The sequence below is a fragment of the Streptomyces sp. NPDC021012 genome, assembly GCF_044333355.1.
Classification (GTDB): domain Bacteria; phylum Actinomycetota; class Actinomycetes; order Streptomycetales; family Streptomycetaceae; genus Streptomyces.
Genome location: NZ_JBIRQU010000001.1, coordinates 406,489 through 432,898, shown reverse-complemented (window position 1 = coordinate 432,898; position 26,410 = coordinate 406,489). Strand labels below are relative to the sequence as shown.

Sequence of the window (26,410 nt, the reverse complement as noted above, 5' to 3'; positions counted from 1 at the left end):
CGGTCTCAGAACTTGTTGCGCGGCGTGATGCCCAGGCTCATGCCCGAGAGGCCGCGCTGGCGGCCGCCGAGCTTGCCGGCGATGGCGCGGAGGGCCGCGCCGGCGGGGGAGTCCGGGTCGGAGAGGACGACCGGCTTGCCGTCGTCGCCGCCCTCGCGGAGGCGGACGTCGATGGGGATCGAGCCGAGGACGGGGACCGTCGCGCCCGTGGTCTGCGTCAGGCCGTCCGCGACCTTCTGGCCGCCGCCGGTGCCGAAGACGTCGACCATCTCGTCGCAGTGCGGACACGGCAGGCCCGCCATGTTCTCGACGACGCCGACGATCTTCTGGTGGGTCTGGACGGCGATCGAACCGGCCCGCTCGGCGACCTCGGCCGCGGCCTGCTGCGGGGTGGTGACGACGAGGATCTCCGCGTTCGGGACGAGCTGCGCGACCGAGATCGCGATGTCGCCGGTGCCCGGGGGCAGGTCGAGCAGGAGGACGTCCAGGTCGCCCCAGTACACGTCCGCCAGGAACTGCTGGAGCGCGCGGTGCAGCATCGGGCCGCGCCACACCACCGGCGCGTTGCCCGGGGTGAACATGCCGATGGAGATGACCTTCACGCCGTTCGCGGACGGCGGCATGATCATGTTCTCGACCTGGGTCGGACGGCCGTCCGCGCCCAGCATCCGCGGCACGCTGTGGCCGTAGATGTCGGCGTCGACGACACCGACCTTCAGGCCGTCGGCGGCCATCGCCGCCGCCAGGTTCACGGTCACGGAGGACTTGCCGACGCCGCCCTTGCCGGAGGCCACCGCGTACACCCGGGTCAGCGAGCCCGGCTTCGCGAAGGGGACCTCGCGCTCGGCGCTCGTGCCGCGCAGCGCGGCCGCCAGCTCCTTGCGCTGCTCGTCGCTCATCACGTCCAGCGAGACGTCGACGCCGGTGACGCCCTCGACCCGGGAGACGGCGTCGGTCACCCGCTGCGTGATGGTCTCGCGCATCGGGCAGCCGGAGACCGTGAGGTAGACCGTGACGGCGACCTTCCCGTCCGGTTCGATCTCCACCGACTTGACCATGCCGAGCTCAGTGATCGGCTTGTTGATCTCAGGGTCGTTCACCGTCGCCAGTGCTTCGAGCACCGCGTCTTCCGTAGCCATACCGACGATGGTACGGCGCGGACCACGGCCCCATGAAAGGGCTGTCAACGGTCGGGTACGTCACTTCCCCGGTCCTCGCCGGACGGGAATAGATCCCGGCGCTCGTCCAGGTCCTTGAGCAGGTCCTGGAGCTCCGAGCGGATCCAGTCGCGGGTCGCGACCTCGCCGAGGCCCATCCGCAGCGCCGCGATCTCCCGCGTCAGGTACTCGGTGTCCGCGATCGACCGCTCGTTCTGCTTCCGGTCCTGTTCGAGGTTGACCCGGTCCCGGTCGTCCTGCCGGTTCTGGGCGAGCAGGATCAGCGGAGCCGCGTACGAGGCCTGGAGGGACAGGGCCAGCGTCAGGAAGATGAAGGGGTACTCGTCGAACCGCAGCGACGCCGGGGCGAAGACGTTCCACCCGATCCAGACGACGACCGTCAGCGTCATCCAGACGAGGAAGCGGCCCGTCCCCAGGAAGCGGGCGATCCGCTCCGAGAGCCGCCCGAAGGCCTCGGGGTCGTACTCCGGAAGCAGCCGGGTCCGCCGCTCGCGCGGCAGGTCGAGGCGGATGCGGGGCACGGACCGCTCCCGGTCCTGGGTGCGCTCAGCGGCCATGTCCGGACCCCTCCTCGTGGAACTCGGTCTCCCGCCAGTCGTCCGGCAGCAGATGGTCGAGCACGTCGTCGACGGTGACCGCGCCGAGCAGCGAGCCGCTCTCGTCGACGACGGGCGCGGCGACCATGTTGTACGCGGCGAGGTAGCTGGTCACGGCCGGCAGCGGGGTGTCCGGGCCGAGCGGCGGCAGGTCGCTGTCCACGATCGAGCTGACCAGCGTGAACGGCGGGTCGCGAAGGAGCCGCTGGAAGTGCACCGTGCCCAGGTACTTCCCGGTCGGCGTCTCGTCCGGCGGCCGGCACACGTACACCTGCGCGGCGAGCGCCGGGGACAGGTCCTGCTGGCGGACCCGGGCGAGCGCGTCCGCGACGGTGGCGTCCGGGCGCAGCACGATCGGCTCGGTCGTCATCAGACCGCCCGCCGTGCGCTCCTCGTACGCCAGGAGCCGGCGCACATCGGCCGCGTCGTCCGGCTGCATCAGGGTCAGCAGCCGCTCCTGGTCCTCCTCGGGCAGCTCGGACAGCAGGTCGGCGGCGTCGTCGGGGTCCATCGCCTCCAGGACGTCGGCGGCGCGCTCCTCCTTCAGCTTGCCGAGGATCTCGACCTGGTCGTCCTCCGGCAGCTCTTCGAGGACGTCGGCGAGCCGGTCGTCGTCGAGGGCGGCGGCGACCTCGACGCGCCGCTTGGGGGAGAGGTGGTGCAGGGCGTTGGCGAGGTCGGCGGGGCGCAGCTTCTCGAAGGTGGCCAGCAGGTTCTCGGCGCCCTGCCCGTGCTCCTCCAGGGAGAAGCCCGTGACGGCCGACCACTCGACGGTCAGCGTCTCGCCCTTGCGGCTCAGTACCCCGCCCTTCCCCTTGCGGACGAAGACCTTGTCGATCTCCCAGTCCCGGCGGGCGGGCAGCTGCTGGATGGCGACGTCGAGGACGGTGACCTCCTCGCCCGACTCGACCAGCGTGACGCGCCGGTCGAGGAGCTCGCCGAGGACGAGCCGCTCGGTGGGACGCCGCTCGAAGCGCCGCATGTTGACGACGCCGGTGGTGATGACCTGGCCCGAGGCGACGCCGGTGATCCGGGTCATCGGGACGAAGACCCGGCGGCGGCTCAGCACCTCCACGACCATGCCGAGCAGCCGGGGCGGCCTGCGGCCGACCCGGAGCATGGCCACGAGGTCGCTGACGCGGCCGACCTGGTCGCCGACGGGGTCGAAGACGGGGACTCCGGCGAGATGGGAGACGAAGATCCTGGGGGCGCCTGCCGCCATGCCACGCGCCTCCTCCGTGCCGCACGATTCGAGTCGCCGAAGCGAGTCGCCGATGCGCGCTGTCGATGCGAGTCGTCGATCCGGTCGCAGAGCTTTGCCGGGGATTGCAGAGCTTTGCCGGGTTCAGGCTAGCCCGTGCCGTTCCGCCCCGCTCCGGCAGCGACTCCGTACGGCTGCCTGCGGGGCCCGTCATCTCGCCCGGGTACGCTGCGGTCTGCCGTTCCCCCCCATCGGCCCCGGCACAGGACCCGGCCCTTCCGCCCGTCCGGAACGCGGCCGTCCCCCCCCGGCATCCCCCACGACACGAGAGGCAGCGCAGATGACCGTCCGTACCCCGTCATCGCGTATCCGCAGGGCCGTCACGCCCCTGGCGCTCTGCGCCGGACTGACGGTGGGACTCACGGCCTGCGCCGCCGACCCGGACGAGGGGACGAACGGGGTGGGGAGACTCTCCGCGCCCGAGATCGAGGGCAAGGCGCAGACGGCGGCGGACGCGGCGAAGGCCGTACGGCTGTCCGGCACCCTGGTCAGCAAGGGCGGCACCTACAAGCTGAACATGCGGCTCAAGCAGAACGGCGCCACCGGCTCGGTGACGACGAAGAACAGCACCTTCGAGCTGCTGCGGGTCGGCGACGCCCTCTACCTGAAGGCCGACGCGGGCTTCTGGTCCCACGACGACAAGGCGACCCACACGCCCACGGACGCGGGCAGCGAGGCCGCCGACACGCTCGACGACAAGTACGTGAAGATCCCGCAGGGCGACCCCTCGTACAAGCAGCTGCGCGGCTTCACCGACATGGGGCCGCTCCTCGACGGGCTGCTCGGCCTGCACGGCGAGAAGGTCAAGGGCGACCGGGACCAGATCGGCGGGGTCCGCACGATCAAGGTCAAGGGCGGCGCCGACGGCGAGGGTGGCACGCTCGACGTGTCCCTGGACGGCGAGCCGTACCCCGTGCAGTTCGCGCGGGGCGGGGGAGCGGGCGTCGTGGTGCTCTCCGAGTGGAACAAGGACTTCCCGCTCACGGAGCCGTCGAAGGAGGAGACCCTCGACTACGGCAAGCAGCTGCCCCGCACCTAGCGCTTCTTCTTGCGGAACAGCAGCTTGGGCAGGCCCGCCGGGATCGGCCGGCGGGTGTTCGCCGCCGTCGGCAGCGGTACGGCGGCCAGGGAGCCGTCCGGCAGCTCCGTGGTCGAGGACCGGGGGTCGAGCCGCACCACCCGGCACTCGCGCGCCCAGCGCTCCGGCATGGCCTCGCCGTCGGGGGCGTTGAGCCGCTTCCCCTTCAGCTCGGCGACCGCCGCGTCCCACTCCTCCGTACCGGGGGCGAGTTCGCGGACGGCGGCGGTCCAGGCGACGAGCCGGCCGCCCTTGTCCTTGCTGCGGACGGTCACCTCGGCCGTCCCGCCGTCGACCAGCCCCGGCAGCGGCTGCTCGCCGGGACCGTCGCCGACGAGGTGTGCGGCACCGTCGTGCCAGACGTGCCAGAGCGCGCGGGCCGGGCCGGTGCCCCGTACCCAGACGAGGCCGGACTTCTTGGTGGCCTCCTCGACGAGGGCGCCGGTGAGCAGCGTGTCGGTCATGGCCGAAGCCTATCTACAGCCAGCCGTTGCGCTTGAGGGTGCGGTGGATGGCGAAGCAGATGACGGCGATGCCGCCGAGGACCATCGGGTAGCCGTAGCGCCAGTGCAGCTCCGGCATGTGGTCGAAGTTCATGCCGTACACGCCGCAGACCGCCGTGGGGACGGCGACGATGGCCGCCCACGAGGTGATCTTGCGCATGTCCTCGTTCTGCGCGACGGTCGCCTGCGCCAGGTTGGCCTGGAGGATGGAGTTGAGGAGCTCGTCGAAGCCGACGACCTGCTCCTGGACGCGGGCGAGGTGGTCGGCGACGTCCCGGAAGTACTTCTGGATGTCGGGGTCGACCAGCCGCATCGGACGCTCGGAGAGCAGCTGCATCGGACGGAGCAGCGGGGTCACGGCCCGCTTGAACTCCAGTACCTCGCGCTTGAGCTGGTAGATCCGGCCGGTGTCGGCGCCGCGCGTGGAGCCCTTCGCGGCCGGCGAGAAGACGTCGATCTCCAGCTGGTCGATGTCCAGCTCGACGGCGTCGGCGACCGCGATGTAGCCGTCGACGACGTGGTCGGCGATGGCGTGCAGGACCGAGGAGGGGCCCTTGGCGAGGAGTTCCGGCTCGCCCTGGAGGCGGTGGCGGAGGTTGCGCAGGGAGCCCTGGCCGCCGTGCCGGACGGTGATGACGAAGTCGGGGCCGGTGAAGACCATGACCTCGCCGGTCTCGACGACCTCGCTGGTGGCGGTGAGTTCGGCGTGCTCGACGTAGTGGATGGTCTTGAAGACGGTGAAGAGTGTGTCGTCGTACCGCTCCAGCTTGGGCCGCTGGTGGGCGTGGACGGCGTCCTCGACGGCGAGCGGGTGCAGCCCGAACTCGGCGGCGATACCGGCGAATTCGGCCTCGGTCGGCTCGTGGAGCCCGATCCACGCGAAGCCGCCGCTCTCCCGCACCTGGCGCATCGCGCCGCGCGGCGTCAGGCAGGCGCGGTCGTCGACCCGGCGCCCGTCGCGGTAGACGGCGCAGTCGACCACGGCGCTGGAGGCCGAGTGGTCACGGGTGGGGTCGTACGAGGTGTACGTGGTGGGGGTCTTGCGCAGGCTGTGCCGGAAGCTCGGGCGGACGGCGGCGGTGAGGTCACGGATCATCGACACGGGCGTGCTCCTTCACGGATCGGCCGTCGGCGCGGAGCATGGCACAGCCCGGAATGGGGACGTGGAGGTACGTCGTCCACAAAGCGGGCGGCACCGAAGGAGCGCGGAGACGGCGGTCGCTACAGACAGGGAAAAGGCGAGAGATGCTCTTCCGTCGAGCGAGATGCCGGAGGCACGGGTCCATGGCGGACCCGGACGTCACCGGGAGGAGCGCACCGGGCGGGGGTGCGAGGCGGCGGAAGAGCGGCTGGTACTGCCCGATCGACTTCGGTCCATCGCAGTCCCACCTCCTCCGGCCGGTCCCCTGTCGGGGATGACGTGTGACGAGCAGTCGGGAATCCCGACCAGTGGCCAACACTATCAGCCGACAGAGGGTCAATCCCTTCCTTTGCCCGTTCCATACGCGATCTATGCTCCCCGCATGGGAGAAGTTCTTGCACTGGTCGAGGCCCGGCTGCGGACGGCGCTCGGCGAACCGGACGCGCGGGCCGCGGTGACCTTCCTCGGCACGGACCGGATCGAGGTGCTGCGCTTCGTCGACGGCGACCTCGTGCGGTACGCGACCCTCGGCATGTCCGCGCAGCCGATGGCCGATCCGACCTCCGCGCTCGCCGACCCGGTGAAGGGCCCGCGCGCGGAGCTCGTCCTGACCGTACGGGGCGGACTGGCCGACACCGACAAGGTGCTGCGCCCGCTCGCGGTCCTCGCCGCCACCCCGCAGGTCGAGGGCGTCGTCGTGGCCCCGGGCGCCTCGCTCGACGTCGGCGACCCGCTCTGGCCCGGCGCCGCCTTCAGCTCGGTGCTCGTCGCCGAGTCGGGCGGTCTGGTGGAGGACCTGGAGCTCGACGCGCCGATGGACCCCGTCCGCTTCCTGCCGCTGCTCCCGATGACCTCGAACGAGGCCGCGTGGAAGCGGGTGCACGGGGCGAAGGCCCTGGAGGAGCGCTGGCTGACGCAGGGGACGGACCTGCGCGATCCCCTGCGCAGGTCCGTGAACCTGGACTGAGGACCCGGGCCGGGCGCTCCGGAACGGGGCGCCTGCCCACCGTGGGTGAACCCTCCGGGCCGGACGGGTGATGGTGCGCGGCCGTTCTTGACGCGGGGCGGAAGAGCTAGGACCGTTGAGCCCTATGAGGGGCGAACCCAGTTGTCCGAAGTGCGGTGGCCGGGTCAGGGCGCCCGGTCTCTTCGCCGACTTCTGGCAGTGTGACGTGCACGGCTCGGTGCACCCGCTCCAGCCCGTGATTCCGCCCAGCGTCGAAGGCCTCGGGGTCGTGGTGCACAGGTCCCACGTCCCCGTGTGGATGCCGTGGCCCCTCCCCGTCGGCTGGCTCTTCACCGGGGTCGCGTACGCCGGGGACGACCGCAGCGGCGGACGCGCCACGGCCGTCGCCTGCTCCGGGCCCGGCCCGCTCGGCGGGATCGGCGAGCTGCTGCTCGTCGCCGAGGAGCTCGGCGTCGGCCTCGGTGCCCGGTACGCCGGCATCGACGGCCTCGATCCCGGCTCCGGCATGGCCATCGACAAACCGCCGCAGGCGAAGGTGCTCGCCGCCGGGCGGCCCACCCCGCTCTGGCACGTCACCGGCTCCCCGCAGGACCGCGCGGTCTTCGCGGGCGAGGCGCGCGGCCTGTGGCTGTGGGCCATCGTCTGGCCCGAGCAGTCCGGCCTCCTCATGTACGACGAGCTGGTCCTGACGGACCTGCGCGACGCGGGCTCCGAGGTCGACCTGCTGCCCTGCGGCGCGCTCACCCCGAGGCTGCTCACATAGGTCCGCCCGGTGACGTTCCGTACGGACGTGTTCGATTCGCCCGTTATGCTTGAGCGTCCCTCGTCCGTGCCGAGCCCCTGGAGTCCCGCGCCGTGCGCATCGATCTGCACACCCACTCCACGGCCTCCGACGGTACGGACTCCCCGGCCGAGCTCGTCCGGAACGCGGCCGCGGCCGGTCTCGACGTCGTCGCGCTCACGGACCACGACACCACCCGCGGTCACGCCGAGGCGATCGCCGCCCTGCCCGAGGGGCTGACCCTCGTCACCGGCGCCGAGCTGTCCTGCCGGATGGACGGCATCGGGCTGCACATGCTCGCGTACCTCTTCGACCCGGCGGAGCCCGCGCTCCTCGCCGAGCGCGAACTCGTCCGCGACGACCGGGTGCCGCGCGCCCGCGGCATGGTCGCCAAGCTCCAGGAGCTCGGCGTCCCCGTCACCTGGGAGCAGGTCGCCCGGATCGCCGGCGACGGCTCCGTCGGCCGCCCGCACGTCGCCGAGGCGCTCGTCGAGCTCGGGGTCGTACCGGACGTGTCCGGCGCGTTCACGCCCGACTGGCTCGCCGACGGCGGCCGGGCGTACGTCGACAAGCACGAGCTGGACCCGGTCGACGCGATCCGCCTCGTCAAGGCGGCCGGCGGCGTCACCGTCTTCGCCCACCCGCTCGCCGTCAAGCGCGGCCAGGTGCTGCCCGAGGCCTCGGTGGCCCGGCTCGCCGAGGCCGGACTCGACGGCATCGAGGTCGACCACATGGACCACGACGAGGCGACCCGCGCCCGGCTGCGCGGACTCGCGAAGGAGCTCGGTCTGCTGACCACGGGCTCCAGCGACTACCACGGCAGCCGCAAGACCTGCCGCCTCGGCGAGTACACCACCGACCCCGAGATCTACGGCGAGATCACCCGCCGCGCCTCGGGCGCCTTCCCGGTCCCCGGCGCGGGGGGACCCACCGCCTGAGGCCTTCTCGGACGGGCCCGGGCCCCACGGCCCGACGCCGGACACCCGGCCCCGCAGGGGCACCGGCCGCCGGTCACCCGGCGGGCGTGCTGCTCCGGCCGGTCGGGGGGACGTACTTTCCCGGTCGCCCGGCGGGCGCACTGCCCCGGTCGTCCGGTGGACGTGCTGCTCCGGTCGTCCGGGGACGCGTTGCCCCGGTCGTCCGGGGGCGCGCTGCTCCGGTCGTGCGGCGGGCGCGCTGCTCCGGTCGTTCGGTGGACGTGCTGCTCCGGTCGTGCGGCGGGCGCGCTGCTCCGGTCGTGCGGCGGGCGCGCTGCCCCGGTCGTTCGGTGGACGCGCTGCCCCGGTCGTCCGGGGGCGTGCTGCCCCGGTCCTCCGGCGGACGCACCGCCCCGGTCGGTCCGCGGCGCGTGTCGCGTCCGGTTCGCCGGTGCGGGCGTCCGTGTCGTCCCGGTCCCGCTCCCGGCCCTTTTCGCTTCCTGGTCCGCCCTCGTACGGCCGCGCGCCGTGCGCGGGGCGGTACTCCTCCTGCCCTGGCGGCGGAATCTCGGATTCCGCCCCGCAGGGACACACCCCACCGTTCCACCTCTCCGCAAGGCACCCCACCGTGTTCGACGTCGCCGTCTTCGGCTCGCTGTTCCTCACCCTCTTCGTGATCATGGATCCCCCGGGGATCACCCCGATCTTCCTCGCCCTCACCTCCGGCCGCCCGGCCAAGGTGCAGCGGCGGATGGCCGGGCAGGCCGTCGCCGTCGCCTTCGGCGTCATCACCGTCTTCGGCATCATGGGCCAGCAGATCCTGGCGTACCTGCACGTCTCCGTCCCCGCGCTGATGATCGCGGGCGGTCTCCTGCTGCTGCTCATCGCGCTCGACCTGCTCACCGGCAAGACCGACGAGCCCAAGCAGACCAAGGACGTCAACGTCGCCCTCGTTCCGCTCGGCATGCCGCTGCTCGCCGGGCCGGGCGCGATCGTCTCGGTCATCCTCGCCGTGCAGAACGCCGACAGCGTGGCCTCGCAGGTCTCCGTCTGGACCGCCATCGCCGCCATGCACATCGTGCTCTGGCTGACCATGCGGTACTCGCTGCTGATCATCCGCGTCATCAAGGACGGCGGCGTCGTCCTGGTGACCCGGCTCGCCGGCATGATGCTCTCCGCCATCGCGGTGCAGCAGATCATCAACGGCATCACCCAGGTGATCCAGAACGCCTGACCCCCGGCCCCGGACACCACTGCGCCCCCGTACGGATTCCGCTCTTGCGGAGTCCGTGCGGGGGCGCGGTGCGTATGGTGACCCGACCTGTTACGAGGCCGAGGTCTCGGCGGGGCGGATCCAGATGCGCTGGCCGATCGCGGCGGCCTGCTGCACGATCCGATTGACGGAGGCGGCGTCCACGACGGTCCGGTCGACAGGCGTGCCGTCGATGTCGTCGAGTCGCAGGATTTCGAAGCGCACGGGCTTCTCCCTTCGTCTGAGTTGATCCTCCACATGGAGAACTGCGTTGCATAGGGGTCCAACGACGTGCACCCTGCAAATGTTCCCTACGCTAAAGAAAATTTTTGGATGGCTAACGACCTGCGGGACGAGGGGTGTGGCGGCCGGGTCCCGGGCGGCGGACAATGAGCCCCGTATGAACGACGCAGACACCCCCGCCCCGGTGACCGAGACCGACACCCGCCCCCACGCCCTGGAGGCCCTGAACGCCCGCCTGGAGCGCACCAATGAGCTCCTGCAGCGGATGCTGGCCGAGGTGGCGAAGACCCCGTCCACACACGCCATCTTCGTCGACGCAGGTTACGTCCATGCTGCGGCCGGGTTGCTGGTGACGGGCACCGAGGACCGGCGCTCCTTCGACCTCGACGCCGAGGGCCTGATCGAGGCCTTCATCGACAAGGCCCGCACGATCTTCGCGGACAGCAGACTGCTCCGCGTCTACTGGTACGACGGGGCCCGCCGCCGCATCCACACCCCCGAGCAGCAGGCCATCGCCGAGCTCCCCGACGTCAAGGTCCGGCTCGGCAACCTCAACGCCAACAACCAGCAGAAGGGCGTCGACTCCCTCATCCGCACCGACCTGGAGTCCCTCGCCCGCCACCGCGCCATCAGCGACGCCGCCCTCGTCGGCGGCGACGAGGACCTCGTCTCGGCCGTCGAGGCCGCCCAGGGCTACGGCGCCCGCGTCCACCTCTGGGGCATCGAGGCCGCCGAGGGGCGCAACCAGGCCGAGGCGCTGCTCTGGGAGGTCGACAGCCAGCGCACCTTCGACCTCGACTTCTGCCGCCCGTACGTCACGCGCCGCCCCGTCACCACGTACGAGAACGAGGGCGAGCCGCCGCCCTCCCGCGAGGAGGTGCGCTTCGTCGGCGCCCAGATCGCCGCGACCTGGCTCGCCGAGCGCGGCCGGGACCGGCTCGCCGAGCTCCTGCCCGGCGCGCCCTATCTGCCCGGGCCGGTCGACCAGGACCTGCTGGTCGAGGCGGAACGCCTGCTCAGCCGCTCGCTGCGCGGCCACGCCTCGCTCCGGCGCTCGCTGCGCGACGGCTTCTGGCAGCACCTCAAGGCGCAGTACTGACCCCGGTGGGGGCGTCCACGCGCTCCCAGAAGCCGACGAGGCGGTCGGTCAGCTCCCGCGGGTGCGACACGTTGGGGGAGTGGCCGGCGCCCGCGACCACCGTGTGGTGCGCGCCGGTGCGGGCGGCCGCCGCGGAGAGGTCGGCCGGCGACCAGACCATCTCGTCCGACCCGTACGCGAAGTGCAGCGGCAGCGGCAGGGCGGCCAGCTGCTCCGTACCGTCCTGACGGTCGAGCAGCAGGCGCCCGGCGCCCGCGAGTTGGGCGATGCGGGTGCGCATCCAGCGACGCCGCAGGAAGGCCGTGAGCTCCGGGGTGTCGCCCGTGTCCGGCTCCTCGCCCCTGCTGTCCAGCCAGCACATCGCCTGCCACACCCGCTCCTTCGACAGCACCGCGAGCGCGGCACGCAGCACCCGCACCCGGATCCGCTGCGGGCGGGCCACGCGGGCGGGGCCCGAGGAGAGCAGGGTCAGGGAGCGGAAGGCGCCCGGCGCGAGGGCGGCCGCCGCGCGGGCCACCAGACCCCCGAAGGAGTGCCCGACCAGGTGCACGGGCCCGTCCCCGAGGGCCGCGGCCTGCGCCACCGCGTCGAGCGCGAGCGCCTTCCGGCGGTAGCCGGCCCGCCCCCGGGGCCCCGGCGTGTCGTTCTGCCCCCGCCCGTCCACCGCCACCGCCCGGTACCCGGCCTCGCTCAGCGGCCCCAGCAGCGCGAGGAAGTCCTCCTTGCTCCCGGTGTACCCGGGCAGCAGCAACACCGTCCCCCGCCGCCCTCCCACCGGCTCCACGTCGAGCACGGCGAACCACCCGCGCGCGGTCTCGATACGGCGGGCACGGGCGCGGGGAGGCAGGACGAGGGAACGGGGCTTGCTCATATCCGGACTGTAACGGGACGGGCCGGGGTCCCGTCGGGCCGTACGGCCGAGGGGGCCGGGCCCCGCGGGGGGGCCGCCGCCCCGCCGGGGGGGGGGGGGGGGGGCGGTGGGGGGGGGGCGCCCCCCGCCTGGTGGGGGGGCGGGGCGGGGCCCGGGGGGGCGGGGGGGGGGGGGGGGCGGGCCGGGGGGGGCCCCCCCCCCCCTCGGCCGTGGTGGGGCGGGGTCAGCTTTCGGGCTGGGCCGCCGCCTTCTTCGTGGTGCGGCGGCGCGGGGCGGCCTTCTTGGGGGCCTCCTCCGTCGCCGGAGCCTCGGCCTCGGCGGCCGCGGCCTTCTTGGTGGTGCGGCGGCGCGCCGGGGTCTTCGGCGCGGAGGCGTCCGGGGCCTCGGCGGCGACGGCCTTCTTGGCCGTGCGGCGACGGGGAGCCTTGGGAGCCTCCTCGGCCGCCGGCGCCTCGACCGCCTCGACGGTCTCGGCGACCGGCTCGGCGACGGCCTTCTTCGCCGTGCGGCGGCGCGGGGCGGCCTTCTTCGGGGCCTCCTCCACGACGGGCTCGGCCACCGGAGCGGCGGCCGGGGCGGCGATGACGATGACCTCGGCCGCCCCGGCGGTCACCGGGGACCCGGCGGGCCGGGTGGCCGCACGGCGGCGGCGCGGCGCGGGCGCCTCCGCGACCGGAGCGGCGACCGGCTCGGCGACCGGGGCCTCGGCCACCGGCGCCTCGGCGGTCACCGGCGAACCGGCGGGCCGACGGGCGGTGCGGCGACGACGCGGTGCGGGGACCTCGGCGACCGGGGTCTCGGCGACCGGGGCGGGCTCCGCCACGGGGGCGGCCTCCACGACCGGCTCGGCGACGGCCTTCACGACCGGTTCGGCGACCGGCTCGGCGACGGCCTTCTTCGCCGTGCGGCGGCGCGGGGCGGCCTTCTTCGGCTCCTCGACGACGACCGGAGCGGCCTCGACGACCGGAGCGGCCTCGACCGGAGCGGCCTCGACGACGGGCGCCTTGACGGAGCGCTCGGCCATCAGCGCGACCGCGGCGGACTCGGGCGTCTGGAACGTCACGGTCTCCTCGACCCGACGCGCCACGGCACGGCGGCGGCGCGGGGCCGGAGCCGGGGCGGCAGCCGGCGCCGCCGGGGTCCGGTCGACCGGAGCGGCCTCCGGACGGGCGGCGGCACGGGTCCGGCGACGGGGGGCCTTCGGCTCCTCGACGACCGGGGCCGGGGCGGCCGGGGCCTCGACGACGGGCGCCTTCACGGCGGGCGCCTCGGCGGCGGCCGGCTCCGTGAAGACCGGCGCCTTGACGGCCTGCGCCTTGACGGCGGTCTGCGCCTTCACGGCGGTCTGCGTCGTGACGGCGGCCGGGGCCTCCGCCTTCGGCTCCTCGACGACCGGGGCCGCCTGGGCCGCGACCGGCACGCCGGCCGGGGCGCCGACGCGGGTGCGGCGACGGCGGCGCGGGGTGCGCGGGGCGGTCTCGTCGCGGGGCTCGTCCGCCGGGGTCTCGACGGCGGGGGCCGCCGCCACGGGGGCGTCGGCGGACTCGCCGCCGCCACGGGTGCGGCGACGCTGACGCGGGGTCCGCGTGCGCTCCGGGCGCTCCTCGGTCTTCTCCGCGGCCTTCGGCCCGCGGCCACGGCGGCCGCCGGGCTCGCCCAGGTCCTCCAGCTCCTCCGCGTTCAGACCCGCGCGGGTCCGCTCGGCGCGGGGCAGGATGCCCTTGGTGCCCGCCGGGATGTCCAGCTCCTCGTAGAGGTGCGGGGACGAGGAGTACGTCTCGACCGGGTCGTGGAAGTCCAGGCCGAGCGCCTTGTTGATGAGCTGCCAGCGCGGGATGTCGTCCCAGTCGACCAGCGTCACCGCCGTGCCCTTCGCGCCCGCGCGGCCGGTGCGGCCCACGCGGTGGAGGAAGGTCTTCTCGTCCTCCGGCGACTGGTAGTTGATGACGTGGGTGACGCCCTCGACGTCGATGCCGCGCGCGGCGACGTCGGTGCAGACGAGCACGTCGACCTTGCCGTTGCGGAAGGCGCGCAGCGCCTGCTCGCGGGCGCCCTGGCCGAGGTCGCCGTGGACGGCGCCGGAGGCGAAGCCGCGGCGCTCCAGCTGCTCGGCGATGTCGGCCGCCGTGCGCTTGGTGCGGCAGAAGATCATCGCGAGCCCGCGGCCGTTGGCCTGCAGGATGCGGGAGACCATCTCCGGCTTGTCCATGTTGTGCGCGCGGTAGACGTGCTGCTTGATGTTGGCGACGGTCACGCCCTCGCCGTCGGGCGAGGTGGCCCGGATGTGCGTGGGCTGCGACATGTAGCGGCGGGCCAGCCCGATGACCGCGCCCGGCATGGTGGCCGAGAACAGCATGGTCTGGCGCTTCGCCGGAAGCATGTTCATGATCTTCTCGACGTCGGGCAGGAAGCCCAGGTCGAGCATCTCGTCGGCCTCGTCGAGGACGAGGACCTTCACGTGCGACAGGTCCAGCTTGCGCTGGCCGGCCAGGTCGAGGAGACGGCCGGGGGTGCCGACGACGACGTCGACGCCCTTCTGGAGCGCCTCGACCTGCGGCTCGTACGCCCGGCCGCCGTAGATGGCGAGCACGCGGACGTTGCGCACCTTGCCGGCGGTCAGGAGGTCGTTGGTGACCTGCTGGCACAGCTCGCGGGTGGGGACGACGACGAGCGCCTGCGGGGCGTCGGTCAGCTCCTCGGGCTTGGCCCGGCCGGCCTCGACGTCCGTCGGGACGGTGACGCGCTCCAGGATGGGGAGGCCGAAACCGAGGGTCTTGCCCGTGCCGGTCTTGGCCTGGCCGATGACGTCGGTGCCGGTGAGGGCGACCGGGAGGGTCATCTCCTGGATGGGGAAGGGGGTGACGATGCCGACGGCCTCCAGGGCCTCGGCCGTCTCAGGGAGGATTCCGAGTTCTCGGAAAGTCGTAGTCAGGGTGCTGCCTCTTCTGTGAGACGCGGTGCGAGGCGAACGAAGGGGGTCTCACCGTGCCGGGATCCTCCGGGGGGATCGTGGAAGATCACCGCCGGGTGGCACGGGACCACTGCCGTCGCTCGAGCGTCGTACCGCTGAGGGTGACCCTTCCGCGGGTCCGCCGGAAGGGCTGTCGGGCCGGAGCCGATCGGGCCACCGACCGGGCATCCTCATTCATGAGTCGGCCCACCGGGTACGTCCGAACGTGCGAAAGCATGTCCGCATACTCAGCAGGCGCCTTATCACTGTACCCCGGATTCGCGCATGTGTGTTGGGGGAAAACGTGATGAGGGCACGGTCACAGTGACTGACCAGGGCCTTCCGGGGCCGCGCGAGCGGGCTATTGTGCGCTTCATGGAGACGCCTGACAACGCCACACCCACCGGGATCGCCGCCAAGGACTGGGCGGAGGCTTCCGCCGAGCCGCAGTACCGCGCCGCCGTGATCGACCTCCTCGGCGCCCTCGCCTACGGAGAGCTCGCGGCCTTCGAGCGGCTCGCCGAGGACGCCAAGCTGGCGCCGAGCCTCGCGGACAAGGCGGAGCTGGCGAAGATGGCCTCGGCCGAGTTCCACCACTTCGAGCGGCTCCGGGACCGCCTCGCGGCCGTCGACGCCGAGCCGACCTCGGCCATGGAGCCCTTCGCGAAGGCGCTCGACGACTTCCACCGCCTGACCGCGCCGTCGGACTGGCTGGAGGGCCTGGTCAAGGCGTACGTGGGCGACTCGATCGCCAGTGACTTCTACCGGGAGGTCGCGGCCCGCCTCGACAGCGACACGCGCGCGCTCGTCCTCGCGGTGCTCGACGACACCGGCCACGGCAACTTCGCGGTGGAGAAGGTCCGCGCGGCGATCGAGGCCGACCCGCGCGTCGGCGGCCGGCTCGCGCTCTGGGCGCGCCGCCTGATGGGCGAGGCGCTCTCCCAGGCCCAGCGGGTGGTCGCCGAGCGCGACGCGCTGTCGACGATGCTGGTCGGCGGCGTGGCGGACGGCTTCGACCTCGCGGAGGTCGGCCGGATGTTCTCCCGGATCACCGAGGCGCACACCAAGCGCATGGCGGCGCTGGGTCTCGCGGCCTGACGCCCTCCGGGCGGGTGCGCCGGTCAGGCAGCGGCTGATCGGCGCAGCCGGCGCGGGGCCGGGCGGATCAGCAGCGAGAGCAGCACCGCCGCCACCGCCACGGCGCCGATCAGGGTGGCGAGGAAGTGGCCGGGGCCGAGCGCCCCGTGGGTGACGAGCGCACCGAACACCCCGCCGAGCGCGCCGGTGGCGAGGACTCTTCCCCGGACGGGGAGGCGGTCGGCAAGACGCTGGACGGCGGCCCAGGCCAGGGCGAAACCGAGCAGCGCGGAACCGAGGGCTTCCAGGATCACGGCGGATCACCTCGCGAGGGGTGCGGGGCGGGTGGTGCGGTCATGGCCGTCCTACCCCCGGCATCCGGAAAGCAATCCTCCCGTACGCCCTGACGTGGGACTATCAGGACGACGAGCAGACGAGAGGCCCGGTGGACCGAAGCGGTCCACCGGGCCTCTCCCGTCAGATCCCGGGGTTCAGAGCGCGCCGAAACCCACGCGGCGCACGGCGGGCTCGCCGAGCTCCACGTACGCGATCTTCGCGGACGGGACGAGGACCTTGCGGCCCTTCTCGTCCGAGAGGCTCAGGAGCTCCGTCTTGCCGCCCAGCGCGTCGGCGACCGCGCGCTCGATTTCCTCGGCGGACTGCCCGCTCTCCAGAACGATCTCCCGGGGTGCGTGCTGCACGCCGATCTTGACCTCCACGGCTATGTCCCTCCGAACGGTCAGCGTTGCGCGAATACCCGCGCCGTACGCTGCACACATTAGCCCGGTGAGGGGACCCGCACGGGTCAGCCGCCGCACGCCAGGAGCGAACAGCCTCCGGGAATGCTCAGTGGCCCTCGGCGCTGAGCTGACCCTCCACCGGGTGCAGCGGGAAGCCCGCGATGCCGCGCCAGGCGAGCGAGGTGAGCAGACCGACCGCCTTGTCGCGGGGGATGCCCGACCCGCTCGACAGCCAGTAGCGGGCCACGACCTGGGAGACGCCGCCGAGACCGACGGCGAGCAGCATGGACTCGTCCTTCGACAGGCCGGTGTCCTCGGCGATCACGTCGGAGATGGCCTCGGCGCACTGGAGGCTGACCCGGTCCACGCGCTCGCGTACGGCGGGCTCGTTGGTCAGGTCGGACTCGAAGACGAGACGGAACGCGCCGCCCTCGTCCTCGACGTACGCGAAGTACGCGTCCATCGTCGCCGCGACCCGGAGCTTGTTGTCCGTGGTGGAGGCCAGCGCCGTGCGCACGGCGAGCAGGAGGGACTCGCAGTGCTGGTCGAGCAGGGCGAGGTAGAGCTCCAGCTTTCCGGGGAAGTGCTGGTACAGCACCGGCTTGCTGACGCCGGCCCGCTCGGCGATGTCGTCCATCGCGGCGGAGTGGTACCCCTGGGCGACGAAGACCTCCTGGGCCGCGCCGAGCAGCTGGTTCCGTCGGGCACGTCGCGGCAGGCGCGTGCCCCGAGGGCGTGCTGCCTCTGTCTGCTCGATGGCGCTCACGCGGCCTCCCAAAAATCGATCCATGCGCACTGTCGCGACGCGCCGCCATCGTACTTTTGGGTAACCCGGCTGTGCGCGGTGCGAACGCAGAATTTCACGGACCGGACGCCTTGGTCGACAGTCACTTCAAGATTAAACCGAACAAATCAGCGGGAGCCGCCTGCTCAGCGGTAGTCGTCCTCGTCCAGGGCGACCACCCGCGCCTGTTCGGACGCGTCGGCCTCGTTCGCCGAATCGCGCTCCAGATGGGTGGGCTGCTCGTCCTCGCGCTGCTGCAGTTCGGTGTGCTGTTCGGCGGCGTCCGCCTCCGGGATCTCCTGGTCCAGCACGACGTCCTCTTCCTCGGTGAATGTGTCCGGCTCGCTCGGATCGGCAGTCATGGGGTTCCTTCCGGGGACGCGGGTCGCGGTGCTCCCGATGGCCCTCTCTCCGAGCCTAGGAGCGAACGCGCCATGCCGCACACGCACCTGTGACCGCACCCACACGCGTCGGCGCGTGATCGTCTCGTAATATTGCGGCCATGTCCTCGACCGAGCTGCCGGAAACCCGGACCGCCGACGCACCGACCGCGTCGCGGGCCCGCGCCGTACGGGTCGCCGACGGCGAGGAGCTCCGCTCCGTCGCGCTGCCCGGACTCACCCTCACCGTGCGCGCCCGTCCGGGGAACCGGCCCGGACTGCCGCCCGCGCTGTACGTCCACGGCCTCGGCGGCTCCTCGCAGAACTGGTCCGACCTCATGCCGCTGCTCGCGGACGTCGTGGACGGCGAGGCGGTCGACCTGCCGGGCTTCGGCGACTCCCCGCCGCCGGACGACGGCAACTACTCCGTCACCGGGCACGCCCGCGCCGTCATCCGGCTCCTGGACTCCGCCGGCCGCGGACCGGTCCACCTCTTCGGCAACTCGATGGGCGGCGCCGTCGCCACCCGCGTCGCCGCCGTCCGGCCCGACCTGGTCCGCACCCTCACCCTCGTCTCCCCGGCCCTGCCCGAGCTGCGCGCCCAGCGCACCGCCTGGCCGACCGCGCTGCTCGCGGTGCCGGGCATCGCCTCCTTCTTCGCGAAGCTCACCAAGGACTGGACGGCCGAGCAGCGGGTCAGGGGCGTCCTCTCGCTCTGTTACGGGGACCCTGGCCAGGTCACCGAGGAAGGCTTCCGGCACGCCGTCGAGGAGATGGAGCGGCGCCTGGAGCTCCCCTACTTCTGGGACGCCATGGCCCGTTCCTCGCGCGGCATCGTCGACGCGTACACCCTCGGCGGGCAGCACGGGCTGTGGCGGCAGGCCGAGCGGGTCCTCGCCCCGACGCTCCTCGTCTACGGTGGGCGCGACCAGCTCGTCTCGTACCGGATGGCCCGCAAGGCCGCCGCCGCCTTCCGCGGCTCGCGCCTGCTGACCCTCCCCGAGGCGGGGCACGTGGCGATGATGGAGCACCCGGAGACGGTCGCCCAGGCCGTCCGGGACCTGATCGCCGACAGCGGCGGGAGCTGATCCGGGGCGTGGGACGACATAGCCGCAAGGGCTCCGCGCCCTCGACGCCCGACACCGGGCCCCCGCCGGCCCCCGCCCCGGCGACCCCGCCCCCCGGCACCGGCCGCCGCCGCAGGCCCCCGACCGCCCCCGGCCAGGAGACCACCTCGACGACGGGGTACGGCACCCCGGCGTACGGCACCCCCGCGCACGGCACCCCCCAGTACGGGACCCCGGCGAAGGGGACCCCGGTGTACGGCACTCCCGCGCACGGTGTCCCGCAGTACGGGGCTCCGGCGAAGGGGGCCCCGGGACACGGCACCCCAACGCAGGGCTCGCCGGCCCAGGGCACCCCCGGGTCCCGCGCGCCGCGCCACGCGACTCCCGCGCACGGTGTCCCGCAGTACGGGGCTCCGGCGAAGGGGACCCAGGGACACGGCACCCCGGCGCAGGGCGCGTCGGCCCAAGGCGCCCCCGGGTCCCGTCCCCCGCGCCATGCGACTCCCGCGCACGGAACCCCGCAGTACGGGACCCCCGCGCACGGAACTCCCCAGTACGAGGGCACCCCCGCGTACGTCGGCGGGGCCTCCCGTGCGGTCGGTGCCCCCGCGCGCGGTGTTCCCGGCTACGGGACGTCCGTGCGGGGTGGGCATCCGCAGCATGACGAGGTGTCCGGTGTGCGGCCCGGGCCGGTGGGGCCGCGGCGGCGGGTCGCCGAGGTCGAGGTCGGAGGCGAACAGGCCGATGTCCAGGCGCCGTTCATTCCGGGGCCCCGCCGGGAGGACGAGCCCGAGGCGGAGGCGCAGGGGGGCCGGGGTGGGCTCGGGCGGACGTTGACCGGTGTGGCGGCGGCCGCCGTCGCCACGGTGCTCGCCGTGGTCGTCGCGGGGCAGGTCGCCGGCCGGGAGGAGAAGCCGTCCGCGGCCCGTGCCGCGGAGGGGGCGGCCGAGCGGCCGACGGACGACACGGGCGCGTCGCGCTCCGACGACCGGGCCGTCGTCCCGGTGGAGCCGGCGCCCGCCGTCACCCCGCCGACGTACGAGCAGCTGATGACCCGGCAGTTCCCGATCGACCCGAAGCTGAAGGGCTCCGGGGAGTTCGAGGCCGTGCCGGGCCTGGCGAAGGCGCCCGGCAAGGGGCGGCTGATCCGCTACCGGGTCGACGTCGAGAAGGGGATCGGTCTCGACGGGAAGCTGTTCGCCGACGCCGTGCAGAAGACCCTCAACGACAAGCGCAGCTGGTCCGGCCGGGGCGAGATGACCTTCGAGCGGATCTCCAGCGGCGAGCCGGAGTTCGTGATCACGCTCGCCAGTCCGGGGACGACCGGCGAATGGTGCAAGAAGTCCGGGCTCGACACCACCGTCGACAACGTCTCCTGCGACTCGGCCTCCACCGAGCGCGTGATGATCAATGCCTTCCGCTGGGCGCAGGGCTCGGTCACCTTCGGTCCGAAGGCGATGTACGCCTATCGCCAGATGCTCATCAACCACGAGGTCGGACACCGGCTCGGGCACGGGCACGTGAGCTGTCGCACCGAGGGCGCGCTCGCTCCCGTGATGCAGCAGCAGACGAAGTCCCTGGACATCGACGGGATCAAGTGCCGACCCAACCCCTGGGTGTATCCGACGAGTTGACGGGCCGTCCGAAACCCTCGTGTCCACATTTCGGGACGGGCGTCTCAGAATGACGGGCATGCGCGTTGACATCGCTCACGCGTTCGTCCATATTTCTCGGCATGTCGCACCGCCACGCCGTTTCCGATAGCGCCGCCCTTGAGCTGGCGCTCTTCGGCGTGACCGGACACACCGTCGCCGACATTCTCTGTAGCTGACGCCGCCCGAGCGCTCGTCGGCCTTTTCCTTTTCTCGCCGCGCCCGGGTTTTCTCGCTCCCGCAGGCGCCGGCCTCCCTTTCGGGTTTTTCCCGTGCCTGCGGAATTCTCTTTCCCTTTTCCGCAGTTCACCCCGAGAGGTCTCCTTCCGATGCGTCATTCGTCCGTCATCTCGCGCCGCGTGGCAGCGGCCGCCGTCAGTGTCGTCCTGGCCTCGGGCGCCGCCGCCTGCGGCCCCGAGGACGCCGGCGCCAAGGGCGGTACCTCCGGCAAGGCCGCGGAAGCCCCGCAGAAGGGCGGCACGCTCACCGTCCTCAACAAGGAGGCCCAGAGCGACTTCGACCCGGCCCGCCTCTACACCTCCGGCGGCGGCAACGTCCCCTCCCTCGTCTTCCGCACGCTCACCACCCGCAACCGCGAGGCGGGCGCCGCCGGCACCCAGGTCGTCCCCGACCTCGCCACCGACATCGGCCGCCCCAACAAGGACGCCACCGAGTGGACGTACACGCTGAAGGAGGGCCTGAAGTTCGAGGACGGGACGCCCATCACCAGCGCCGACATCAAGTACGGCATCGAGCGCTCCTTCGCGGCCGAACTCTCCGGCGGCGCCCCCTACCTGCGCGACTGGCTCGTCGGCGGCGACACCTACCAGGGCCCGTACAAGGACAAGAAGGGCCTCGCGTCGATCGTCACCCCCGACGCCCGGACCATCGTCTTCAAGCTGAAGAAGCCCGAGGGCGAGTTCCCGTTCCTCGCCACCCAGACCCAGTTCGCCCCCGTCCCGAAGGCCAAGGACGCCGGCGCGAAGTACGAGGAGCACCCCGTCTCCTCCGGCCCGTACAAGGTCGTGAAGAACGAGAACGACGGCGAGCACCTCGTCCTGGAGCGCAACGAGCACTGGGACCCGAAGACCGACGAGGAGCGCAAGGCCTACCCGGACAAGATCGACGTCAGGTCCGGGCTCGACGAGGCCGTCATCAACCAGCGCCTCGCCTCCTCCTCCGGCGCCGACTCCGCCGCCCTCACCACCGACACCAACCTCGGCCCCGCCGAACTCGCCCAGATCGGCTCCGACAAGGAGCTCGCCTCCCGCGTCGGCACCGGCCACTTCGGCTTCACCAACTACATCGCCTTCAACCCGAAGGTGAAGCCCTTCGACAACCCGAAGGTCCGCCAGGCCATCGCGTACGCGGTCAACCGCACCAGCGTCGTCAACGCCGCCGGCGGCTCCGCGCTCGCCGAGCCCGCCACCACCTTCCTGCCCGAGCAGAAGGCCTTCGGCTACACGCCGTACGACCACTTCCCGGCCGGGAAGACGGGCGACCCGGAGAAGGCCGAGCAGCTGCTCAAGGAGGCCGGCTACCCCAACGGGCTGACCGTCACCCTGCTGCACTCCACCGCCCAGAACCGCACCACCAGCCCCGAGATCGCCACCGCCGTCCAGGAGGCCCTCGGCAAGGCCGGCATCACCGTCAAGCTCGACGGGCAGGAGCCCAACTCCTTCAACGAGAAGCGGTGGAGCGTCAAGGACGCCCCCGGCTTCTTCCTCTCCCGCTGGGGCGCCGACTGGCCGGCCGGCGGCCCGTTCCTCGCGCCGATCTTCGACGGACGCCAGATCGTCACCAACGGCTCCAACTACAACCACGCGCAGCTGAACGACCCGGCGGTCAACAAGGAGATCGACGAGATCAACAAGCTGACCGACCACACGGCCGCCGCCGCCCGCTGGGGCGCCCTCGACAAGAAGATCGGCGAGCTGGCCCTCGACGTGCCCCTCTTCCACCCGGTCTACAAGCAGCTCGTCGGCAAGGACGTCAAGAACGTCGTCATCAGCGACTGGACCGGCGTCCTCGACATCTCGCAGGTCGCGGTCAAGTGACCGCGCTGACCGACGCCCCGGCGCCCGTGGCGGGCCTCCCCGCCACGGGCGCCGCCCGGCAGGTGTGGCGACGGCTGCGCACCCGCCCGGCCGCCCTCGCCTCCGCCGCCGTCCTCCTCCTGCTCGTCCTCCTCGCCCTCGCCGCGCCGCTGCTCGCCGCGCTGGAGGGCCAGGACCCGCACGCGTACCACGACGACCTCGTCGACTCCGCCCGGGGCGGCGTCCCGTACGGCGCCTTCGGCGGGGCGAGCGCCGACCACTGGCTCGGCGTCGAACCCGGCACCGGCCGCGACCTGTTCGTCCGGCTCCTGTACGGCGCCCGGATCTCGCTGCTCGTCGCCGTCGGCGCCACCGCCGTCCAGATCCTCATCGGCGTCCTCGTCGGCCTCGCCGCCGGGCTCGGCAGCCGGTGGCTCGACGGGCTCCTCAGCCGCCTCACCGACGTGCTCGTCGCCCTGCCGATGCTGATCCTCGCCCTCGCGCTGACCGCGGTCGTCCCGCGCGACTTCCCCCGGCCGCTGCTCCTCGTCCTCGTCATCGGGCTGCTCGGCTGGTCCTACGTCTCCCGGATCGTGCGCGCCCAGACCCTCACCCTCAGGAGCCTCGACTTCGTCGCCGCCTCCCGGCTCACCGGCTCCGGGCGGTGGCGGACCGCCCGCAGGGAACTGCTGCCCTCGCTCGCCGCGCCCGTCATCACCTACGCGGCGATCTCCTTCCCCACCAACATCGTCGTCGAGGCCTCCCTCTCCTTCCTCGGGGTGGGCGTCACCCCGCCCACCCCCTCCTGGGGACAGATGCTGTCGACGGCCCAGACCTGGTTCCGGGCCGACCCCGCGTACGTCCTGCTCCCCGCCGGACTGCTCTTCGTCACCGTGCTCGCCTTCACCGTCCTCGGCGACGCCGTCCGCACGGCCCTCGACCCCCGCGAGGCGAGCCGGCTGCGCGTGGGCACCCGTAAGGAGACCGACCGATGACCCGCTTCGTCCTCAAGCGGCTCGCGGGTGCCGCGCTCGTCCTGCTGACGCTCTCGGTCCTCGTGTACGCCCTCTTCTACCTGGCGCCCGGCGACCCCGCCCGGCTGGCCTGCGGCGAGCGCTGCAACCCCCAGCAGATCGCCCAGGTGCGCGAGCAACTCGGCCTGAAAAGCAGCGTGTTCAGCCAGTACCTGCACTTCCTCCAGGGCGTGTTCGCCGGCCGCGACTACTCCACCGGCACCGCCGTCGTCCACTGCGACGCGCCCTGCCTCGGCCTCTCGTACCAGAACGACCAGCAGGTCACCCAGCTGATCCTGGAGCGCCTCCCGGCCACCGCGTCCCTCGCGCTCGGGGCCATGGTCGTCTGGCTCCTCGTCGGCGTCGGCACCGGACTCCTCTCGGCACTCCGGCGGGGCGGCATCACCGAGCGCGCCCTGACCGTGCTCACCCTCGCCGGGACCGGCACGCCCGTCTTCATCCTCGGGCTGCTGCTCCTCATGGCCGTCTGCGCCTACCTCCAGTGGCTGCCCTTCCCCTCGTACGTGCCGTTCGGCGACGACCCCGAGCAGTGGGCCTGGAACATGCTGCTGCCCTGGGTCACCCTCGGCTTCTTCGAGTCCGCCAAGTACGCCCGTCTTACCCGGAGTTCCACCCTGGAGACGCTCGCCGAGGACCACATCCGCACCTTCCGCGCCTACGGGGTGGGGGAGCGGTCCGTCGTCACCCGCCACGCGCTGCGCGGCGCCGTCCCGCCGGTCATCGCGGTCAGCGCCGTCGACCTCGGCTCGATGTTCGGCGGGGCCGTGCTCACCGAGTCCCTCTTCGGCATCCCCGGGCTCGGCAAGACCCTCCTCGACGGGGTCCGCACGATCGACCTGCCCGTGGTGGTCGGCGTCGTCCTGGTGATGGGCGCGACCGTCGTCCTCGCCAACGTCCTCGCGGACCTGCTGTACGCGGCCGCCGACCGAAGGGTGGTCCTGGCGTGACCACGTCCCCGCTGGTGGAAGTCAGCGACCTGACCGTCGAGTTCGAAGGCGGCACCCGGGCCGTCGACGGGCTCTCCTTCACCCTCGGCGAGGGCCGCGCGCTCGCCCTCGTCGGCGAGTCCGGCAGCGGCAAGTCCACCGTCGCCGGCGCCCTCCTCGGCCTCCACCGGGGCACCGGCGCGCGGGTCGGCGGCACCGTGCGGGTCGGCGGCATCGACGTCGCCACCGCCGGCCCCGCCGAGCTGCGGCGGCTGCGCGGCGGGGTCGCGGCCATGGTCTTCCAGGACCCGCTGTCCGCCCTGGATCCGTACTACGCCGTCGGCGACCAGATCGCCGAGGTATATCGGATCCATCATTCTGGATCCGATATCCAGCAGCTTGGATCCAACATCCATAAGCCTGGATCCAAGCTTCATAAGCCTGGATCCTGGATCCACCGTCCTGGATCCAGGAAGGCCGCCCGCGCCCGCGCCATCGAGGCCCTCGACCGCGTCGGCATCCCCGACGCGGCCCGCCGCTCCCGCTCCCGCCCCCACGAGTTCAGCGGCGGCATGAGGCAGCGCGCCCTCATCGCCATGGCCCTCGCCTGCGAGCCGAAGCTCCTCGTCGCCGACGAACCCACCACCGCCCTCGACGTCACCGTGCAGGCCCAGATCCTCGACCTGCTGCACGAACTGCGGCGCGAGACCGGCACCGCGCTGCTCCTCGTCACCCACGACGTCGGCGTGGCCGCCGAGAGCGTCGACGAGGTGCTCGTCATGCGCGACGGACGCGAGGTCGAGCGCGGACCCGTCGCCGGGGTGCTCGGCGCGCCCTCGGAGCCGTACACGCGCGCGCTGCTCTCGGCCGTGCCCCGGCTCGACGGACCGGCCCGGACCCCCTCGGCGCAGGGGAAGGGGGAGACCCTGCTCGAAGCGGTGGACCTGCGGCGGGAGTTCGGGCGGGGCAAGGGCAGGGTGACCGCCGTCGACGGGGTCTCCCTCACCGTCCGCGCCGGCGAGACCCTCGGCGTCGTCGGGGAGTCCGGCAGCGGCAAGACCACCCTCGGCCGGATGCTCGTCCGGCTCCTCGACCCCACCGGCGGCGAACTCCGGTACGGGGACAAGGAGATCGGCGCCCTGTCCGAGCGGGAGCTGCGCCCGTACCGCCACGAGCTCCAGATGGTCTTCCAGGACCCGGTCTCCTCCCTCAACCCGCGCCGCTCCGTCGGCGAGTCGATCGCCGACCCGCTGCGCGTGGCGGGGGAGCGGGACGAGACCCGGATACGGGGACGGGTGCGGGAACTGCTCGACCGGGTGGGGCTCGACCCCGACCGGTACGAGGCCTACCCGCACGAGTTCAGCGGCGGCCAGCGCCAGCGCGTCGGCATCGCCCGCGCGCTCGCCGCCGAACCGCGCCTGATCGTCTGCGACGAACCCGTCTCCGCGCTCGACGTCACCACCCAGGCCCAGGTGACCGCCCTGCTCGCCGAGCTCCAGGCCGAACTCGGCCTCGGACTGGTCTTCATCGCCCACGACCTCGCGGTCGTCCGCCAGGTCAGCGACCGGGTCGCGGTCATGCGCGGGGGCCGGATCGTCGAGCAGGGCACCGTCGGCGAGGTGTACGGGGCGCCCCAGGACCCGTACACCCGGCAGCTGCTCGCCGCCGTCCCCTCGCTCGACCCGGTCCTCGCGGCGGAGCGCCGGGAGCGGCGCCAGGAGCTGGCCGCCGCCTGACCCTCCGTGAGCGTTCCGCCGCGTAGCGCGACAGAACGCGACCGGGGTGGGAAAGTTACGTGCATTCACCCCTTCCGGTGGTGCGACGGACAACCGTCCGTCGCACCACCGGTGTCTCCGCTTACGTTCCTCCCGATGCGA

General features: G+C 72.9%; 26 protein-coding genes. 14 read left to right on the top strand and 12 right to left on the bottom strand.

All coding sequences use genetic code 11. The annotated features are described in order from the left end of the window. Positions 1–5 precede the first annotated feature (5 nt). From ACH4TP_RS01950 to ACH4TP_RS01940, 3 genes are read right to left on the bottom strand one after another with little or no spacing between them, the layout of a single operon-like run. Positions 6–1,139, bottom strand: coding sequence for an Mrp/NBP35 family ATP-binding protein (locus ACH4TP_RS01950; protein WP_389231691.1), 1,134 nt, complete (start codon positions 1,137–1,139; stop codon positions 6–8). A 44-nt stretch (positions 1,140–1,183) separates the two neighbouring features. Continuing rightward, positions 1,184–1,735, bottom strand: a complete 552-nt coding sequence (locus ACH4TP_RS01945) for a DUF1003 domain-containing protein (RefSeq protein WP_389231688.1) — start codon at positions 1,733–1,735, stop codon at positions 1,184–1,186. Beyond that, positions 1,725–2,996 carry a magnesium transporter MgtE N-terminal domain-containing protein gene (locus ACH4TP_RS01940; protein WP_116158998.1) on the bottom strand — a complete coding sequence of 424 codons (1,272 nt, stop codon included), beginning with the start codon at positions 2,994–2,996 and terminating at the stop codon, positions 1,725–1,727. Before ACH4TP_RS01940 ends, ACH4TP_RS01945 begins: the two co-directional genes overlap by 11 nt. Positions 2,997–3,315: 319 nt before the next feature. On the opposite strand from ACH4TP_RS01940, the gene ACH4TP_RS01935 reads away from it, so the two are divergent. Beyond that, the gene (locus ACH4TP_RS01935; protein ID WP_398186608.1) at positions 3,316–4,074 is read left to right on the top strand and encodes a hypothetical protein; all 759 of its coding nucleotides are present in this window, start codon (positions 3,316–3,318) and stop codon (positions 4,072–4,074) included. On the opposite strand, the gene ACH4TP_RS01930 is transcribed toward ACH4TP_RS01935, so the two are convergent. Next, positions 4,071–4,577, bottom strand: a complete 507-nt coding sequence (locus ACH4TP_RS01930) for a hypothetical protein (RefSeq protein WP_389231682.1) — start codon at positions 4,575–4,577, stop codon at positions 4,071–4,073. The two genes, ACH4TP_RS01935 and ACH4TP_RS01930, sit on opposite strands and share 4 nt — an antisense overlap. 13 nt (positions 4,578–4,590) lie before the next feature. After that, positions 4,591–5,718 carry a magnesium and cobalt transport protein CorA gene (locus tag ACH4TP_RS01925; RefSeq protein WP_389231679.1) on the bottom strand — a complete coding sequence of 376 codons (1,128 nt, stop codon included), beginning with the start codon at positions 5,716–5,718 and terminating at the stop codon, positions 4,591–4,593. Positions 5,719–6,139: 421 nt separating this feature from the next. Between ACH4TP_RS01925 and ACH4TP_RS01920 the strand changes: the two genes are divergently transcribed. The 4 genes from ACH4TP_RS01920 to ACH4TP_RS01905 all read left to right on the top strand — a co-directional run bounded on the left by ACH4TP_RS01920 (position 6,140) and on the right by ACH4TP_RS01905 (position 9,656). Next, positions 6,140–6,724: a suppressor of fused domain protein gene (locus tag ACH4TP_RS01920; RefSeq protein WP_389231675.1), complete on the top strand. Its 585-nt coding sequence runs from the start codon at positions 6,140–6,142 to the stop codon at positions 6,722–6,724. A gap of 124 nt (positions 6,725–6,848) precedes the next feature. Next, positions 6,849–7,487 (top strand): DUF6758 family protein, encoded by a 639-nt coding sequence (locus tag ACH4TP_RS01915; RefSeq protein WP_389231672.1) that lies wholly within the window; start codon positions 6,849–6,851, stop codon positions 7,485–7,487. A gap of 92 nt (positions 7,488–7,579) precedes the next feature. Further along, complete coding sequence (locus ACH4TP_RS01910; protein ID WP_389231669.1) at positions 7,580–8,443, top strand: PHP domain-containing protein; 864 nt, start codon at positions 7,580–7,582, stop codon at positions 8,441–8,443. 607 nt (positions 8,444–9,050) lie between these two features. Beyond that, positions 9,051–9,656, top strand: coding sequence for a MarC family protein (locus ACH4TP_RS01905; protein ID WP_389231667.1), 606 nt, complete (start codon positions 9,051–9,053; stop codon positions 9,654–9,656). Between the two features lie 90 nt (positions 9,657–9,746). Here ACH4TP_RS01905 and ACH4TP_RS01900 read toward each other — a convergent pair whose 3' ends face one another. Further along, positions 9,747–9,899, bottom strand: a complete 153-nt coding sequence (locus tag ACH4TP_RS01900; RefSeq protein ID WP_086823662.1) for a hypothetical protein — start codon at positions 9,897–9,899, stop codon at positions 9,747–9,749. A 283-nt stretch (positions 9,900–10,182) separates the two neighbouring features. On the opposite strand from ACH4TP_RS01900, the gene ACH4TP_RS01895 reads away from it, so the two are divergent. Next, on the top strand, positions 10,183–11,016 hold the full coding sequence (locus ACH4TP_RS01895) for an NYN domain-containing protein (RefSeq protein ID WP_389231971.1): 834 nt from the start codon (positions 10,183–10,185) through the stop codon (positions 11,014–11,016). Here the strand turns inward: ACH4TP_RS01895 and ACH4TP_RS01890 are convergent. After that, on the bottom strand, positions 11,000–11,887 hold the full coding sequence (locus ACH4TP_RS01890; protein ID WP_398435231.1) for an alpha/beta fold hydrolase: 888 nt from the start codon (positions 11,885–11,887) through the stop codon (positions 11,000–11,002). The two genes, ACH4TP_RS01895 and ACH4TP_RS01890, sit on opposite strands and share 17 nt — an antisense overlap. Before the next feature lie 223 nt (positions 11,888–12,110). Continuing rightward, positions 12,111–14,726: a DEAD/DEAH box helicase gene (locus tag ACH4TP_RS01885; protein WP_398435230.1), complete on the bottom strand. Its 2,616-nt coding sequence runs from the start codon at positions 14,724–14,726 to the stop codon at positions 12,111–12,113. 486 nt (positions 14,727–15,212) lie between these two features. Between ACH4TP_RS01885 and ACH4TP_RS01880 the strand changes: the two genes are divergently transcribed. Next, positions 15,213–15,935, top strand: a complete 723-nt coding sequence (locus ACH4TP_RS01880) for a ferritin-like fold-containing protein (protein WP_389231658.1) — start codon at positions 15,213–15,215, stop codon at positions 15,933–15,935. A gap of 23 nt (positions 15,936–15,958) precedes the next feature. Here the strand turns inward: ACH4TP_RS01880 and ACH4TP_RS01875 are convergent, their stop codons facing one another. The 4 genes from ACH4TP_RS01875 to ACH4TP_RS01860 form a co-directional block, all read right to left on the bottom strand. Next, positions 15,959–16,228 (bottom strand): hypothetical protein, encoded by a 270-nt coding sequence (locus tag ACH4TP_RS01875; RefSeq protein WP_398435229.1) that lies wholly within the window; start codon positions 16,226–16,228, stop codon positions 15,959–15,961. A 177-nt stretch (positions 16,229–16,405) separates the two neighbouring features. Beyond that, a complete protein-coding gene (locus tag ACH4TP_RS01870) occupies positions 16,406–16,633 on the bottom strand; it encodes a DUF3107 domain-containing protein (protein ID WP_388844763.1) in 228 nt (75 codons plus the stop codon). Positions 16,634–16,760: 127 nt separating this feature from the next. After that, complete coding sequence (locus ACH4TP_RS01865; protein WP_389231652.1) at positions 16,761–17,420, bottom strand: TetR/AcrR family transcriptional regulator; 660 nt, start codon at positions 17,418–17,420, stop codon at positions 16,761–16,763. Between the two features lie 164 nt (positions 17,421–17,584). Further along, positions 17,585–17,800, bottom strand: coding sequence for a hypothetical protein (locus ACH4TP_RS01860; protein WP_389231649.1), 216 nt, complete (start codon positions 17,798–17,800; stop codon positions 17,585–17,587). Between the two features lie 140 nt (positions 17,801–17,940). Between ACH4TP_RS01860 and ACH4TP_RS01855 the strand changes: the two genes are divergently transcribed. From ACH4TP_RS01855 to ACH4TP_RS01825, 7 genes are all read left to right on the top strand, one after another. Continuing rightward, entirely contained in the window at positions 17,941–18,906 is a 966-nt protein-coding gene (locus ACH4TP_RS01855) for an alpha/beta fold hydrolase (protein WP_398435228.1), read from the top strand. An 8-nt stretch (positions 18,907–18,914) separates the two neighbouring features. Further along, positions 18,915–20,519: a DUF3152 domain-containing protein gene (locus ACH4TP_RS01850; protein ID WP_398435227.1), complete on the top strand. Its 1,605-nt coding sequence runs from the start codon at positions 18,915–18,917 to the stop codon at positions 20,517–20,519. Between the two features lie 101 nt (positions 20,520–20,620). Next, positions 20,621–20,716, top strand: a complete 96-nt coding sequence (locus tag ACH4TP_RS01845) for an Ms4533A family Cys-rich leader peptide (protein ID WP_312883206.1) — start codon at positions 20,621–20,623, stop codon at positions 20,714–20,716. Positions 20,717–20,866: 150 nt separating this feature from the next. Further along, positions 20,867–22,594 (top strand): ABC transporter substrate-binding protein, encoded by a 1,728-nt coding sequence (locus ACH4TP_RS01840; protein ID WP_398435226.1) that lies wholly within the window; start codon positions 20,867–20,869, stop codon positions 22,592–22,594. Continuing rightward, on the top strand, positions 22,591–23,568 hold the full coding sequence (locus ACH4TP_RS01835) for an ABC transporter permease (protein WP_389231637.1): 978 nt from the start codon (positions 22,591–22,593) through the stop codon (positions 23,566–23,568). Before ACH4TP_RS01840 ends, ACH4TP_RS01835 begins: the two co-directional genes overlap by 4 nt. Continuing rightward, the gene (locus ACH4TP_RS01830) at positions 23,565–24,554 is read left to right on the top strand and encodes an ABC transporter permease (protein ID WP_398435224.1); all 990 of its coding nucleotides are present in this window, start codon (positions 23,565–23,567) and stop codon (positions 24,552–24,554) included. The genes ACH4TP_RS01835 and ACH4TP_RS01830 overlap by 4 nt, the downstream gene beginning before the upstream one ends. After that, entirely contained in the window at positions 24,551–26,269 is a 1,719-nt protein-coding gene (locus ACH4TP_RS01825; protein WP_398435222.1) for an ABC transporter ATP-binding protein, read from the top strand. Before ACH4TP_RS01830 ends, ACH4TP_RS01825 begins: the two co-directional genes overlap by 4 nt. The last annotated feature ends 141 nt before the right edge of the window (positions 26,270–26,410 follow it).